The sequence below is a fragment of the Microvirga vignae genome (genome assembly GCF_001017175.1).
In the GTDB taxonomy this organism is placed as follows: Bacteria; Pseudomonadota; Alphaproteobacteria; order Rhizobiales; family Beijerinckiaceae; genus Microvirga; species Microvirga vignae.
In genome coordinates this window covers 131,103-144,463 of sequence record NZ_LCYG01000020.1, presented here as the reverse complement: position 1 = coordinate 144,463, position 13,361 = coordinate 131,103, and the positions used below count along the sequence as shown (strand labels likewise).

Annotated in this window: 14 protein-coding genes and 2 pseudogenes; 12 read left to right on the top strand and 4 right to left on the bottom strand. The window is 60.0% G+C overall.

Going from position 1 to position 13,361, the window contains the following annotated elements; translation table 11 throughout:
• Positions 1–44: 44 nt before the first annotated feature.
• Both AA309_RS37620 and AA309_RS37615 read left to right on the top strand, forming a co-directional pair.
• Positions 45–190, top strand: a pseudogene (locus AA309_RS37620) (ABC transporter permease); the annotation flags it as partial.
• A gap of 1 nt (position 191) precedes the next feature.
• Positions 192–386 (top strand): annotated as a pseudogene (locus AA309_RS37615) (proline racemase family protein); the annotation flags it as partial.
• A 64-nt stretch (positions 387–450) separates the two neighbouring features.
• Here AA309_RS37615 and AA309_RS08875 read toward each other — a convergent pair.
• A complete protein-coding gene (locus tag AA309_RS08875) occupies positions 451–1,575 on the bottom strand; it encodes a GlxA family transcriptional regulator (protein WP_084731016.1) in 1,125 nt (374 codons plus the stop codon).
• Between the two features lie 104 nt (positions 1,576–1,679).
• On the opposite strand from AA309_RS08875, the gene AA309_RS08870 reads away from it, so the two are divergent.
• The 8 genes from AA309_RS08870 (at position 1,680) to AA309_RS08835 (ending at position 9,103) form a co-directional block, all read left to right on the top strand.
• Positions 1,680–2,933 carry a sarcosine oxidase subunit beta family protein gene (locus AA309_RS08870; protein ID WP_047188635.1) on the top strand — a complete coding sequence of 418 codons (1,254 nt, stop codon included), beginning with the start codon at positions 1,680–1,682 and terminating at the stop codon, positions 2,931–2,933.
• Between the two features lie 8 nt (positions 2,934–2,941).
• A complete protein-coding gene (locus AA309_RS08865; RefSeq protein WP_047188634.1) occupies positions 2,942–3,238 on the top strand; it encodes a sarcosine oxidase subunit delta in 297 nt (98 codons plus the stop codon).
• Positions 3,238–6,225, top strand: coding sequence for a sarcosine oxidase subunit alpha (locus tag AA309_RS08860; RefSeq protein WP_047188633.1), 2,988 nt, complete (start codon positions 3,238–3,240; stop codon positions 6,223–6,225). The genes AA309_RS08865 and AA309_RS08860 overlap by 1 nt, the downstream gene beginning before the upstream one ends.
• The gene (locus AA309_RS08855; protein ID WP_047188632.1) at positions 6,218–6,814 is read left to right on the top strand and encodes a sarcosine oxidase subunit gamma; all 597 of its coding nucleotides are present in this window, start codon (positions 6,218–6,220) and stop codon (positions 6,812–6,814) included. The genes AA309_RS08860 and AA309_RS08855 overlap by 8 nt, the downstream gene beginning before the upstream one ends.
• Positions 6,815–6,832: 18 nt before the next feature.
• On the top strand, positions 6,833–7,117 hold the full coding sequence (locus tag AA309_RS08850) for a serine dehydratase beta chain (protein WP_047188631.1): 285 nt from the start codon (positions 6,833–6,835) through the stop codon (positions 7,115–7,117).
• Positions 7,099–7,350, top strand: coding sequence for a pyrroline-5-carboxylate reductase dimerization domain-containing protein (locus tag AA309_RS32980; protein ID WP_084731014.1), 252 nt, complete (start codon positions 7,099–7,101; stop codon positions 7,348–7,350). The genes AA309_RS08850 and AA309_RS32980 overlap by 19 nt, the downstream gene beginning before the upstream one ends.
• A gap of 414 nt (positions 7,351–7,764) precedes the next feature.
• Positions 7,765–8,400, top strand: coding sequence for a Crp/Fnr family transcriptional regulator (locus AA309_RS08840; RefSeq protein WP_342027938.1), 636 nt, complete (start codon positions 7,765–7,767; stop codon positions 8,398–8,400).
• Positions 8,401–8,833: 433 nt separating this feature from the next.
• The gene (locus tag AA309_RS08835; protein ID WP_047188629.1) at positions 8,834–9,103 is read left to right on the top strand and encodes a helix-turn-helix transcriptional regulator; all 270 of its coding nucleotides are present in this window, start codon (positions 8,834–8,836) and stop codon (positions 9,101–9,103) included.
• Positions 9,104–9,238: 135 nt separating this feature from the next.
• Here AA309_RS08835 and AA309_RS08830 read toward each other — a convergent pair whose 3' ends face one another.
• The 3 genes from AA309_RS08830 to AA309_RS08820 form a co-directional block, all read right to left on the bottom strand.
• Positions 9,239–9,469, bottom strand: a complete 231-nt coding sequence (locus AA309_RS08830; RefSeq protein ID WP_047188628.1) for a hypothetical protein — start codon at positions 9,467–9,469, stop codon at positions 9,239–9,241.
• A 995-nt stretch (positions 9,470–10,464) separates the two neighbouring features.
• Positions 10,465–10,737: a DUF2312 domain-containing protein gene (locus AA309_RS08825; RefSeq protein WP_047188627.1), complete on the bottom strand. Its 273-nt coding sequence runs from the start codon at positions 10,735–10,737 to the stop codon at positions 10,465–10,467.
• Positions 10,738–10,992: 255 nt separating this feature from the next.
• Positions 10,993–11,892 carry a LysR family transcriptional regulator ArgP gene (locus AA309_RS08820; protein WP_047188626.1) on the bottom strand — a complete coding sequence of 300 codons (900 nt, stop codon included), beginning with the start codon at positions 11,890–11,892 and terminating at the stop codon, positions 10,993–10,995.
• Between the two features lie 91 nt (positions 11,893–11,983).
• Between AA309_RS08820 and AA309_RS08815 the strand changes: the two genes are divergently transcribed.
• Together AA309_RS08815 and AA309_RS35120 are read left to right on the top strand one after the other, a co-directional pair.
• On the top strand, positions 11,984–12,598 hold the full coding sequence (locus tag AA309_RS08815) for a LysE/ArgO family amino acid transporter (RefSeq protein ID WP_047188625.1): 615 nt from the start codon (positions 11,984–11,986) through the stop codon (positions 12,596–12,598).
• Positions 12,599–13,032: 434 nt separating this feature from the next.
• The gene (locus tag AA309_RS35120; RefSeq protein ID WP_160310425.1) at positions 13,033–13,191 is read left to right on the top strand and encodes a hypothetical protein; all 159 of its coding nucleotides are present in this window, start codon (positions 13,033–13,035) and stop codon (positions 13,189–13,191) included.
• The last annotated feature ends 170 nt before the right edge of the window (positions 13,192–13,361 follow it).

The following is a 13,361-nucleotide window of genomic DNA, read 5'->3' as shown; positions in this document are numbered from 1 at the left end:
GTCTCCGCCCGCACTAAGTTCGTGGCACGTCCCGGCGCGACAAGCCACCCGCTAAACCGACGCTGCTCGTTGGCCTCAACCAATGCATTCTTCTTTCCCTAGCGATGGTCGTATTGGCCGGATTGGTGGGGCCGGCGGTCTTGGAGCCGAGGTTGCGAGAGGGCTGACGCGAATGGAGATGGGGCTGGGTCCTGAAGATCGGAGACAGCTACCGAAATGAAAGCCTGATCGGCACGATCTTTGAGGGTCGAGCCGAGGCCTCCAGTCCTGTCGGATCCTACGATGGGATCATGCCAAGCATAGGGGGATGGGCTGGTATCACCGGTCACAACACGATCTTTGTCGACGACCGGGATCCACCGGCGCATGGATTCCAGATTAAATAATCTGCGGTGGAGCAGAGTGAGCGGATGCATGAGGCCGGACGGGAGCATCGGGGACGAGCTTGGTTCAACTCCGCGACAGCCAGTGCTGTCGTCCCTTGGGGGCCTCTTGCCTCTCGGCTGATGCGTCCGACTCATGGTTCTGGTCGAAAACCCGCCGGTCGACGTTATCGCCAGCATATGCATGAGCCGACGGGCGCCTGACTGGTTTCGTGTCACCGTGGCGGCTCATCTGACGGAATTGGACAGGAGTCATCCCGTAGCGTGCCTTGAAACTGCGACCGAAGTGGGAACTGTCCGAGAAGCCGAGTTCCGCCGCGATCAGGACGGCCGGAAGGGCACTATGTTCAAGCATCCAGCGTGCATGCTTGAGACGCAGGGCCATGTAGCTCTCCTGCGGGCTCTCGCCCAAATGGTTGCGGAAATGACGTTCAAGCTGACGTACGCTCAATGACAGCGCTCCAGCGAGATCCTGGACGGAGAGAGGCTCCATGAGATTCTGCTCCATGAGGAGCAGGGCCCGTGAGACAAGGTGGTCATCCTTTGTCGCAGCGATGAACGGTGCGGGCTGTGCGGTGTCTCCCGAACGTGGCCGCTCGACGAGAAGGATGTGCAGAGCCTTATAAGCCTGAGCCTGTCCCAGATGGTCGCTGACCAGGCGAGCCGCGAGATCGGCTACGCCGGCTCCGCCGGAGCACGTAATACGATCACGATCGATCACATAAAGTCGGTCGGCGATCGGGACGAGGTCCGGAAACTCCTCCATAAAGTCCCGGTAGTGATACCAGCTGACGCAGCACTTGCGATCGGCCATCAATCCTAAGCGGCAAAGGACGAAGCTGCCGGTGCAGACTCCGATGAGCGTCACGCCAGCCTGGGCTGCGGCTCTCAAGTATTGAGCGATCTCGGGAGGGAGCCCGTGAGCGCCATGCAGCAGCCCTCCCACAACCACCACGTAATCGAAAGCCTTTGGGTCGACGAAATCCGACGATGGCTGAATGTCGATTCCGCAGCTGGACCCGACTGGCCGGCGCTGCGGGCTCATGACCTCCCACGCACAGGCGATCGGCCGGCTGAGATCCCCCTCGTCAGCTGCCAGGCGCAGCACGTCCAGGAAGGTCGAGAAGGCCGTCAGGGTGAACTTCGGCATGAGCACGAAGCCCACTTTCAACTTGCGACCGGATTGCGCCATTATCTTCTATCCTCTGTCGCATCCGTTCTACTCTAATGTCGCACAAATACGAAGTCCGACGGCTGATGTACGGCATAACAAGCGGACAGCACGAGGGTGTTCCAATGCGCCGATTTTCGCTTCTCACGCTTCTGAAGGAGGCGACGAACGCTCACCAGGGATGGGGACGCCAGTGGCGCGCCCCGGAGCCGAAGGTTGGCTACGACGCCGTGATTGTCGGCGGCGGCGGCCACGGCCTCGCTACGGCCTACTATCTGGCGAAAGAGCACGGCATGCGGAACATTGCAGTGCTCGAAAAGGGATGGATCGGCGGCGGCAACACCGGCCGCAATACCACCATCATCCGCTCCAACTACCTCTATGACGAGAGCGCCGCCATCTACGAGCATGCGCTCAAGCTCTGGGAGGGTCTGTCCCAGGAGCTTAACTATAACGTGATGTATTCGGCCCGTGGCGTGATGATGCTCGCGCACAACGTCCATGACGTTCAGAGCTTCAAGCGCCACGTCTATGCGAACCGCCTCAACGGCGTCGACAACGAGTGGCTGACGCCCGAGGAAGCCAAGGAGTTCTGTCCGCCCCTGAATATCTCCAAGAGGCTGCGTTACCCGGTCATGGGCGCGGCTCTGCAGCGGCGCGGCGGCACGGCCCGCCATGATGCCGTCGCCTGGGGCTATGCCCGCGGCGCGGACGCGATGGGCGTCGACATCATCCAGAACTGCGAGGTGACGGGCATTCGCCGCGGCCTCAGTGGCGCGGTTGAAGGGGTCGAGACGACAAGAGGTTTCATCCGCACGCCTCGCATTGGCGTGGTGGCGGCAGGCCACACCAGCGTGATCATGGAGAAGGCCGGTGTCCGCATGCCGCTGGAGAGTTTCCCGCTGCAGGCACTCGTCTCCGAGCCGGTCAAGCCGGTCTTTCCCTGCGTGGTCATGTCGAACGCGGTCCATGCCTATATCTCGCAATCGGACAAGGGCGAACTCGTCATCGGTGCCGGCACAGACCAGTACGTATCCTACAGCCAGCAGGGCGGCATCCACATCGCGACGCACACTCTCGATGCGATCTGCGAGCTGTTCCCGCAATTCACCCGCATGCGCATGCTGCGCAACTGGGGCGGCATCGTCGACGTGACCCCGGACCGCTCTCCCATCATCGGCAAGACGCCCGTGCAAGGCCTGTTCGTCAATTGCGGTTGGGGCACCGGTGGCTTCAAGGCCACGCCCGGTTCCGGCCACGTCTTTGCCCACACCATTGCCAAGGGCGAGCCCCATCCAATCGCCGCTCCCTTCACCATGGACCGCTTCCGTACCGGCCGCCTCATCGATGAGGCGGCAGCGGCGGCCGTTGCACATTGAGGCGCACCATGCTGCTCGTGACCTGTCCCTATTGTGGACCCCGCCCGGAGATTGAATTCCGCTGCGGCGGTGAGGCCCACATTGCTCGCCCGGCAGAGCCTTCAAAACTCAGCGACAAGGAATGGGCGGAATTTTTGTTCGTCCGCACCAACGCGAAGGGCGTCTTCGCCGAACGCTGGAATCACGCCCATGGCTGCCAGCGCTGGTTCAATGCCCTTCGCGACACTGCCAGCGACCGATTCATTCAAACCTACAAGGTGGGTGAAAAGCGGCCCGACCGCACACCCGGGCAGGAGAGGCTCTGATGGACCAGGCTTACCGACTCCCCGAAGGCGGTCGCATCGACCGAAAGAAGCCTGTCTCGATCAGCTTCAACGGGCAGACCGTGCAGGGTTACGCGGGCGACACCGTCGCTTCCGCGTTGCTCGCCAATGGCATCCATCTGGTTGCTCGCTCGTTCAAGTATCACCGGCCTCGCGGCATCGTCACCCACGGCTCGGATGAACCGAATGCTCTGTTGGACGTGGATCGTGGACGGGGACGCTCCGACCCGAATAACCGCGCCACAGTGGTGGAGGTCTTCAACGGCCTGGCCGTCGCTTCGCAGAACCACTGGCCATCGCTCGACTTCGACGTCGGCGAGGTGAATGATCTCCTCTCGCCGGTGATCGTATCGGGGTTTTACTACAAGACGTTCATGTGGCCGCGCACGTTCTGGACGAAGGTCTACGAGCCACGCATCCGCGCTGCCGCCGGTCTCGGCCGCGCCCCAACAGTGGCGGACCCTGATCGCTATCAGTATCGCCACGCCCATTGTGACGTGCTCGTCGTCGGATCCGGGCCGGCTGGTCTCACTGCGGCTCTCGCCGCGTCCGAGAGTGGAAAGCGGGTCATCATCGTCGATGAGCAGGCTGAACTCGGTGGCTCGCTTCTGCACGACGTGACCTCGCTGATCGATGGCATTCCGGCGCAGGACTGGGTCCGACAGGCGGTCGATACGCTGGATTCCCGCGCCAACGTCGTGGTGCTGCCACGCACGACGGCCTTCGGATACTACAACCATAACCACATTGCCTTGGCTGAACGCGTGACGGATCATCTGGCTGACCCGTCGTCCAACCTCCCGCGAGAGCGGCTCTGGCAGGTGCGTGCCAAGCAGGTGGTCCTCGCCACCGGCTCTCATGAACGCCCGCTCGTCTTCGCCGACAACGACCGTCCCGGCATTATGCTGGCGGAGAGCGTCCGCGCCTTCATCAATCGCTACGGCGTCGCGCCGGGACGCCAGATCGTGTTCGCCACCAGCGGTGCATCCGCCTACACGGCAGCGGCCGATGCCAAGGCGGCGGGGCTCGCCGTCTCGGTGGTCGATGTCCGCAGTGAGGCGGAGTGCGGACCGGAGGTCGCTCAGTTGCGGTCGATGGGCTGCGAGGTGCTGACCGGCCATACTGTTGTCGCCTCGCGGGGACGCAAGCGGGTCACCGGCCTCATCGTGGCTCCGGTCAGTGCCGATGGACGTGTCGGCGCACGCCGCACGCTGCGCTGCGACTGTGTGGGCATGTCCGGCGGCTGGACGCCCGCTATCCACCTGTTCTCCCAGTCGCGCGCCAAGGCCCGCTACGAGCCCTCGTTGGACGCTTTTGTGCCAGGCACTTCGGTGCAGGCTGAGCGTTCGGTCGGCGCCGCCAAGGGAGCATACCAGCTTGGCGAGTGTCTAAGGCAGGGCTGGATGGCCGGCGCCGAAGCGGCGGAGCATGTGTCCGAGCGGACCTTCGACGCCACCAACAGCCCGGCCGGCTTCAAGCCGGTGCGGGTGCTCCCGACCGACGTCAATCCGAAGCGCCTGCGTGCCTTCGTCGATTTCCAGAACGATGTGACGGCAAAGGACATCAGGCTTGCGGTGCGCGAGGGCTTCGAGTCAATCGAACACGTCAAGCGCTATACCACCACAGGAATGGCGACGGATCAGGGCAAGACGTCGAACATGAACGCGCTCGGTCTGGTGGCGGGCACTCTCGACCGTCCGATCCCGGCCGTCGGCACGACCACCTTCCGGCTGCCCTATACCCCGACCACGTTCGGCGCCTTTGTCGGTCCGAGTCGTCACCACCTGTTCGATCCGATCCGCACTACGCCGATCCACGAATGGGCGGCGGCCCATGGGGCGGAGTTCGAGAATGTCGGGCTATGGAAGCGTGCCTGGTACTTTCCGAAGGCGGGCGAGGATATGCATGCCGCCATGGCACGCGAGTGCAAGGCCGCCCGCACGAGCGTCGGCATCTTCGATGCCTCGACCCTGGGCAAGATTGAAGTCGTGGGCCCGGATGCCGCCGAGTTCATGAACCGCATCTATACGAATGCGTGGTTGAAGCTCGAGCCGGGCAAGTGCCGCTATGGCCTGATGCTGAAGGAAGACGGCTACATCATGGATGACGGCGTCGTCGCGCGCCTCGCCCATGACCGCTTCCACGTGACCACGACGACTGGCGGTGCGCCCCGTGTGCTGGCCCATATGGAGGACTATCTCCAGACCGAGTGGCCGGACCTCAAGGTGTTCCTTACCTCGATCACCGAGCAATATGCGGTCATCGCACTCCAAGGCCCGAAGGCTCGGGAGGTGATCGAGCCGCTGGTGACGGACATTGATCTGTCGCCCGGGGCGTTCCCGCATATGTCCGTGCGCACTGGCTTCATCTGCGGCATTCCCTGCCGGTTGTTCCGTGTGTCGTTCACAGGCGAACTCGGCTTCGAGATCAACGTGCCTTCCGACTATGGGCAGTCCGTGTGGGAGGCGATCTTCGAGCGCGGCAAACCCTTTGGCATTACACCCTACGGCACCGAAACCATGCATGTACTGCGCGCCGAAAAGGGCTTTATCATCGTCGGCCAGGAAACGGACGGCACCGTGACGCCGGATGATCTCGGATTGTCGGGACTTATCGCGAAAACCAAGCCCGACTTCGTCGGCAAGCGCTCGCTCTCGCGTCCAGACATTGTGAGCGCAGGGCGCAAGCAGCTGGTCGGGTTGGTGACGGATAACCCGAACGAGGTGCTCGAAGAGGGGGCTCAGATCGTGATGGATCCTAATCAAACAATTCCCATGCGCATGGTAGGACACGTGACCTCCAGCTATTGGAGCTCGAATTGTGATCGCTCCATCGCACTTGCGTTGCTGGCCGGCGGACGCTCGCGCATGGGCAGCCGCGTCTATGTCACGACACCGACGGGCTTCACGACCGCGAAGATCTGTGAGCCGGTGTTCTTTGACCCTGCAGGGGAGCGCGTTAATGCTTAAGACCAGCCATGCCGCCCACCGTGATCTGTCGCTGCCGATCGAGCAACCTGTCACGAGGCCCGACACTAAGGCGCAGGTCGTGATCCGACCTCTCCCGGCCCAGGCTCGCTTTTCGCTTCGGCTGAATGAGGCCGATCTGGAAGGTGCTCAGACTGCCGCGGGAGTCACACTCGATATTCCGATCAACACCCGCTCGGGCTCGGCCGAGCGGTCCTCGATCCGCCTCGGACCCAACGAGTGGCTTCTGACCGGACCCTACGATGATGCGGAAGTCATTGCGAGTCAGATCGACGCAGCACTCAGCGGCCGCTTCTACACCCTCGTGGACGTCAGCCATCGCAATGTTGGCATCACGGTTTCCGGCCGCCGCGCGGCCGAGGTGCTCAACAGCGGCTGCCCGTTGGATCTCGCCGAGGCCGCTTTTCCAACAGGCATGGCGACCCGCACGCTGATGGGAAAGGCCGAGATCGTGCTCATGAGGCTCGATGACACGCCAACCTACCAGGTGGAGTGCTGGAGGTCATTCTCGACCTACGTGCGCGACTACCTGATCGAAGCAGCCCGTGAGTTCGAACCTTCCATCGCCTGATCGAGACGCGAGGCTCCCGTGATCAGTGCTTTTGAACTCTCCGAAATCGGCATCAGGCCGTCAAGCTCGCATACGGTCGGCCCCATGGCGGCCGCGAAGCGCTTCATCGATGAGCTGAAGTGTGATGGTCTCGTTCCGAGACGGACTGAGGCCCGGATTTACGGATCGCTGGCCTGGACCGGCCGCGGACACGGAACAGAAACGGTGATTTGCCTTGGCCTTCTCGGAGAGGCACCGGACTCAGTTGATCCAAACCGGGTCGCGGACCTCGTGCACCACAAGCGATGGCCGCGCACGCCGTAGAGCAGGGGCTCCCGGAGGAATTTGCCCGACACGCTGCAAAGGGAGTGGTGGTTGGAGCGAGCCAGCCGATGGCAAACGCAGGCGTCGATCCGACCGTCATCGTGCAGGACATGATCGACTATCGCGGCACGAGTGCCGCTGCCCTCGTAACCATGGTCACTCGTGGCTTCAGGGAATCGGTTTCTGCAGGCCTGGATGCTGCCGCCAAGAAAGCGGCTGCCATGTCGTGTTGAGCGAGGGCTGCAGCTTAAGCGTCTGGTTTGCGGCAAATATCCTGTATCGACGTTCGTCAAACGCGCAATTCAAATTTCTCCCCTTTGAGCGGACGGCGCTGTCGGCTCGACAGGATATGTATTTAACCGAGAAATCCGGGCGGGGGCTGCCGTCGCGCTCTTCACGCCTGGCCGAGGGACTTTGTCCGTCCGCGTTCATTCATTCACGGATCCGTGAAGGCGGAAAGTTGTCTCTTTGGGAGGAGGCGAGTTGCCGGTCAGGCCGTCAATCCTACTCCTCCGTGGACCGAGTTCAGCAGACGGCTATGATCCCTGACGATGAAACAGGCACGACGAGCAAAAGGTCATCGCTCCAACCGGCTTCTGGCCGCGCTTGATCCCGACGATTTCGCCTGTCTTGAGCCTCACTTGGAGATGGCTGATCTGCGACGCGGCACGGCGGTCTATGAAACAGGCGATTTCATTCGCCACGCCTATTTCCCCCATGACGCCATTGTCTCCCTCGTCAACGTGCTGGAGGATGGTCGCACCGTAGAAGTTGCAAACTTTGGCTGTGAGGGAATGTTCGGGCTTCTGAGTGCGCTTGTGACACGCGAGTCCTTCGGGCGCTACATCGTGCATGTATCGGGAACGGCATCGCGGATTTCCTTTGAGCAACTCAACGAGATCAGGAATACGCGGCCCGGCATTCGCCAGATCATCATGCGGTATGGCGAAGCGTTACTGGCCCGGACATTCCAGATCCTGTCGTGCAACGCCGTTCACACCGTAGAGGAGCGATGTTGCGGTTGGATCCTGAACACACAGGACCGGGTAAACCAAGATGTGGTGCCTCTTACTCATGAATTCTTGGCCGAACTGCTATCGGTGCAACGGCCCACTCTGAGTGCGGTGTTAGGACGGCTCCAGGCTCAAGGCTTGATCAGCCAACACCGAGGCGCAGTTGCCGTGTTGGATCGTGACGGGCTCGAACAAGCAGCGTGTGAATGCCACACGAAGATAAGACAGGTCTTCAGGCGGCTTTTGCCGCACACCTACTCGTCAACCTGATGCCGCTGCATGCCACCTCTGATAGCAGGCGCTGATCATCACGGAGGCGTTGTGAGGAAATAGAAACCATTCATCAAAACATTCATCTCAACTGTCGTTCTTCCGACAGACGCTGCACATGGTTTCCCGCAAGATTGGAGGGTCTGACGGTGGTCGAGAGGGGCGGGGAGTGACCTATCAGAAGGCAAACAGCGCAACTGAAGGGCTAGGCAGCGTTGGGTTTCGTGCAACTGTGGAGGATCACCCTCTCGTGAGGTCCCTTCGGGCCATCTTGAAGGGGATCGATGACCAGTATGAGAGGGAGAGGCAGAAATCTTATCGCAGCCTTGCCGGATCCATTCGTGAAGGATCGCGCTTTGACGATGCTTGAGGCCCGGCATCACCAACGACGGGAAAGCTACCTTCGAGAACTCGCTGTCCTTGAGGATATGTGATGACCGCAACAATCCTCAGAATGCCTGTTCCCGACACCTGCATGTTTTCAGCGGGAGAGGCTGCTGTGTTGTGGCGATTGCAAGCAGGGGTGCAAATCGACACAATCGCATCGGAACTTGGTTTATCAGAGCCGATCGTGAAGGAGTATATCAAGGCGATCTTAGGAAAAGTTCGCTCGCAAGGCACGTATCTCAACGCCGCGGTTGAAGCAGACGAAACTTCCGGGCTGTGTTGCAAACTCTTTGCTTCAGAGCCCTGTCTACCGTGACCGAAGTCTCAGCGACGGGTCAGATGCGGCTTCTCAGGAGTTGGTTTGACTGAATAATTCCAGCAAAATCCTGTAATTGCCGCAAAGACTTTTTGAACACTTAGTATCGAGTTCGATGATCGCGCTTATCGAAAGTTACATTCCGCGGACGGCTCTGGCCTCATCCGCGGCGCTTCTTTTCCTCTCGGATCCGTTGGCCAAGAAGTCCCTCAGCAAGACGACGAGTGCAACACCGAACGGGGTCACGTTTGCCCCGAGCAGCGCGCAAGCCAGAAGATCCAGAGCGGATGCCGGCATCATCAATCCCACGACGGCGGGCGCGGCAACCGCCCCAACGAGTCCGAAGACCACATAAGCAAGGATCATGGCTCATCTCCCTGATCGATCAGCTTTCGGGTTTGTCATGTGAGCAATGCCCTTTGGCTGAGCGTGAGTGGCTCGACGGCGATGGAGGCCACCGCCGAGCCTCGTCATGGTAACTCTAGGTCCTTTTCCCACGACGCAATCTATTTGTATTCCTCGCTGCCGCTGTTGTCCCCAACACAGAAGGCGGAACAGGATCATCGGCAGGATGAGGTTCAGACATCGGAGGACGTATGGAAGGCAAGGCCGTGGACGTGCTACCCAATCTTAATGGAAGCGGTCACCATGCACACCCGCTGCTTCTGCTCGTCCATCGCGTCAATAACAATATTGCTGCGCCCCCGCGCAAGCTGGCTTGTTCCGATCCCCGCCGCTGAGCGGACTGCCGCTTGCATAGCAGCGTCAATGCTGTCGAATCCGGAGTCGGTCTTACCCGCCTGAGGTCGGAAGAAAAAAGGCCGCGCCCGGCCTTTAACCGTGTTCGCGACCCCCTAGTCCGTATCTGCCCATACGGACGGATACCTATTTTAAAATATGCGGCCTCATAATCTTAAGGTCATATCATCAATTATTAAATCAATGGTCAATTAAACGACAGCATTGTAATTCTATGCGCCGAGTGAGACGTAGATCTACAGGTAAATGAGGAAATTTTATGAACATCAATTTACGTGATGTTCATAAGAGCATCTTTTGTATTATTTATAGGCTTTACTTATTGGATTTATTACTTAACTTTCCTAATTCTGAATTGTTAAGCTGAACATTGTGTTCGGCGCTGGTCTGTCATGTATCCGACAGATAAAGTTAGGTTGCCTGTCGTGATTAGCTCATGGCCCACGCGACAAGACAATATGAGATCCACAGTCGAAATTGCCCAAGGAACCGCCACGAAGGCTCCAACAGCAATATCGTACGTCGGGCGCGGCCTGTCTCACGCCGGGAAGAAAAAAGGCCGCCCAACGGCAGCCTTTTCAGAACTTGAGCGGGTGATGCCGTCAGGCAGCTTGCGCAGCAGGGCCTGATCCGGCTTCATCCATGGCCCGCATGTAGACGTCGAGCAGGCTATCGTGCTCGTCGCGCTCGTCCTGATCCTGCTTGCGCAGCTTGATGATCTCCTTGAGGATCTTCACGTCGAAGCCCTCTCCCTTGGCCTCGGAGAAGATTTCCTTCTTGGCCTCGTTCAACTCCTTGATCTCGGTCTCGATCTGCTCGATGCGCTCGATAAACGAGCGGATCCGATTGCCCGGAATTCCAACGATGTCACTCATGGCTTCTCCTTTGCCGTCCGTGGACCGGCACTATCTGACAGAGGAGTAAGGGCCTGGTTAATCCAGAGCAGCAGCCGCGCAAAAAGTGGCCGAAAGGGAATGTCAGGAAGTGGCACATCTCGAAGATCGCGCAGTGGTCAGCTTGCGAGCGGTAAGCGGATACTCGCGAAGGAGAGGAGGCCTCCGCTTCTGGATCACTGCGGACAGCTAACGCCATGGTGGGAGGGCACCGACGGCAAATAGGTCGCCGTGTCCTCATTGCTTGGGCGCGAGTTGGACCGGCACCAGCATCGCACTGGCCTCATGCAGAACGGCCCGGGTTACATCGCCCAGCACAGAACTCACTATCCGGCTCTGCTGCCAAAACAACGGGACATCCAGAGGCTGATCGGGCTTCAGCGCAACCAGTCTCCCCGCACGCAGGTGATCGATCACAAGCGGTTCCGGGTTCATGCCCCAGCCGAGCCCAGCCAGTGCCGCATCCACGAAAGCCTGCGACGAGGGCAGCCAGTGAAGCGGTGGATAGAGATTGGTTCCGAGCACCTGCTGCAACCATTCCGCCTGGAGCTGATCCTTCTGATTGAAGATCAGGCATGGCGCACGTGCAACCGCATGCTCGCTGAACCCATCAGCAAACCATCGGGCGCAATATTGCGGGCTTGCGGTCGCAATATAACGCAATGCCCCAAGAGAATGGCAGTCACAGCCCTGGATCGGCGTGCTGTGAGCCGTCACCGCTGCCACGACCTCGCCGCGCCTCAGCCATTCCGCACTGTGATCCTGATCATCCAGCATCAGATCGAACAGGTATCCGTCTGTGCTCGCCATGGCCGCGATGAACCATGTCGCGAGACTGTCTGCATTCACGGCAATGCGCAGCGTGACTGGTCGGCTCTCGGGCCGAACGGGAAGGTTCTGATGCAAAGAGCTTTCGAGCAGCGCAACCTGCTCCACATGCTGGTACAGCCGCTGGCCAACTTCCGTTGCCGTGCAGGGCTGTCCCCTAATCACAAGTACGACCCCAAGCCGCTCCTCCAGCAGCTTGATCCTCTGGGAGATGGCTGAGGGCGTTACGTGGAGTTGCTGCGCGGCGCGCTCAAAGCTGCCGGTCCGGAGAACAGCCGCAAGGGCGGAGAGGTGGGAGTAATCGAGCATGGATTAGAGCGTCTAATGTAGGCTGAGAAATTTTAACTGTCCTAATCTTGCAGTGTAGCCTAGCCCATGTCGACCCTTATTGGAGTTCGACATGACAATTCCTCTCTTCGCAGGCTTCATGCTGGGCCTCAGCCTGATCCTACCCATCGGAGCGCAAAATGCTTTTGTGCTGCGCCTGGGGCTGAAGGGGGAGCATGTCCTGGCGGTGTGTCTGACCTGCGCTCTGTCCGATGCCGTGCTGATCCTGCTCGGTGTCGCTGGATTTGCCCAAATCAGCGCCATCATGCCCTGGGCTGAGCCTGTCATGCGCTATGCGGGCGCCACATTTCTCATTGTGTACGGTGCACGCAGCTTCATATCAGCCTTTGCGGTCGATACTGGCTTGCAGTTATCCGGAACTGCCACGACCACACTGGAAAGGGCTTTGCTCACTTGCTTGGCATTCACTTGGCTCAATCCTCACGTCTACCTCGACACCGTAGTGCTGATCGGGTCGATTTCGACCCAGTTTGATGAGGGGCGGGAGATGTTCGCGCTCGGGGCCATGCTCGCATCCTTCACCTTCTTCTTTTCGCTGGGGTATGGCGCACGCCTGTTGCGTCCCTTCTTCGTCCGCCCGGGTACGTGGCGGTTTCTCGACGGCGCGATTGGTCTCGTAATGTGGATCACGGCAGCAAGAGTGCTGCTGGGTTCGACTTCGGCATGAGAGCGCCAAGCGGGATTGACTCCACACCGACGAAGCTCGGGTTGGCCTGGCTTTCGGCTTCAGGCATATCCGAGACCTTGGGCCTTGGTGAGCTACCGTGGACCTTGCAAGCGCAACACGCTAGGGAGTTCCTGTGGCTGAGCAGCCGAAATCGCCGGGATGCGCGCAGTTGCCCTGACCTGCCTGCTTGCCCTGCGGGCATCGGCGCCAGTCCGAACGAGGTCAGACTGCGATGTCGCTGTGACAGCCCGAGGGATCGAAGCTGTAGCGGTTGGGCCAGAGCCCGGCATATTCCGCCGATCAGCGGGACGCACTGTCTTCATTTTCGGGCGGCTCTGTATTTTTGTCGGACTGGCGCCCTGAACTTGTTTCTGTGGCTCGACCGTAGTCTCGCCGACGGGTGCCGGACTTGGCGGTTGGGCAGAAGCCGTTTCTTGCTTCAGTCGCGTAAGTTCGGCCTCGGCGGCATCCCGCACCTTGATGGCCTCATCTCGCTCTCCACGGGCGGCAGCTGCTTCTGCTCGCGTTTTGACCAGCTCTTCAAACAGGTTGGCGCGAACTCGATTGAGACGGGCGATCTCATCCTCGGGTGAGGCGGAAACAGCTGTCGCCGCACTGACCCCCAGCCCAACCCCCGTGAGAATGGCGATGCTAAGAGACTGCAAGGCGCTCTTGCTGAATGAGGATGGCATCGGAACGGCCCTCCCTTGTTACCGGTTGCATCAGTGCTGATGAGCAATCCTGCTCTCCTTGCAGATTCGAT